This window comes from Arthrobacter sp. 2YAF22_2 (genome assembly GCF_052114645.1).
Lineage (GTDB): Bacteria > Actinomycetota > Actinomycetes > Actinomycetales > Micrococcaceae > Arthrobacter.
Genome location: NZ_JBFRFD010000748.1, coordinates 1 through 1,189, shown reverse-complemented (window position 1 = coordinate 1,189; position 1,189 = coordinate 1). Strand labels below are relative to the sequence as shown.

Here is a 1,189-nt window from a genome sequence, read left to right as displayed (position 1 = left end):
GTCCATGGCTAGTCCATCCGTTCTGTCATGAGGTCGGCGGGGGCGGCCTTGGCAAAAGCCCGGCGCGCCCGGTGGAGGCGTACCGCGGCGGCCGAAGCCGAACAGCCCAGGGCTTGGCCCAGTTCTGTGCCGGTCAGATCGTCCCAGTAGCTGAGCATGAGGACTTCGCGGTCCCGTTCCCGGAGCTGCAGGAGCACCTCAGCCACCGCGTCCCGATCTGCAGTGTTTGAGTCAGGCGTGCGGCTGCGGGCTTCGTCTTTGAGCCGGTCGACCAGCTCCTGGCGGCGCCGGCGGCCCTTGTACTCATTTCCGATCACATTCCGTGCGGTCACCAGCAGCCAGCCGACGCCTGGTAGCGCTGGAAGCTGCTTCTCCCAGGCGATCCTGAAGACATCAGCCGCCAATTCCTCGGCCCGATATTGGTCATTGATGCGGCAGGCAATATAGCCGTAGACACGTGCGAAATGTTGAGTGTGCAGGTCAATGAAGTCCTGCTCCTTCGCAGCCAACATAGTGTTTCCCCCGAACATCGGATGACTTGTTCTTAATGCCTAAGTGTCCCGGGGTGGGTCTTTTATTACACCGACGGCAAGATCGGATACCGCCCCGGCGAATCGCCACCCGCCGCGGTTCCGTGCTCGCCTTGCCGGGAGAACACGCAGTTCGTCGTTCAGGCGCGCTGGAGCCGGAAGTTTGTCGGCATAGCATCCTCAAGTGACGGCCGCCAGAATTCATCGTCGGTGTCCAAGGCGGTCGAGGAGCCGCCCGCCGTGAACAGGTACCAGTCCGGGAAGGGGTCCTCGGGCAGCAGCTCCAGTGCGAGGTCCTGTTCGGGGTCGGGATCACGCCCGGGGTCCGGGGGCAGGCCCTCGTGGCTCCCGTCGTCCTTGCTGATTAATCCGTTCGGCCAGTGGGGTGGTTCCCAGTCCTGGTGTTCGCTGGGGTAGTGCCGTCCTGATGGTGAGGTCCACCCGGGAGGGTGGTTCTTGGTCGCTGCGGTGGGTTTCCACGAGGTGGCGTGTTTGAGGCGGTGGTGTTTGCGGCAGGGCTGGCCSAGGTTGSTGATSCCGGTGGTSCCGCCGTCGGCCCACGCCAGCAGRTGGTCYGCSTCGTTRTCSAGCGAGGCGTTGTTGCAGCCCGGGAACGGGCATTTGCCGTCCCGGAGSCGRAGCCASTGCCGCAGGGCCTT

The 1,189-nt window shown here is 64.3% G+C and carries 2 protein-coding genes; both read right to left on the bottom strand.

The genetic code is table 11. The features are described from left to right. Positions 1-8 precede the first annotated feature (8 nt). On the bottom strand, positions 9-512 hold the full coding sequence (locus tag AB4Y86_RS19245; RefSeq protein WP_441403721.1) for an RNA polymerase sigma factor: 504 nt from the start codon (positions 510-512) through the stop codon (positions 9-11). A 158-nt stretch (positions 513-670) separates the two neighbouring features. After that, on the bottom strand, positions 671-1,189 hold a 519-nt coding region (locus AB4Y86_RS19240), incomplete at its 5' end, for an HNH endonuclease signature motif containing protein (protein WP_441403720.1).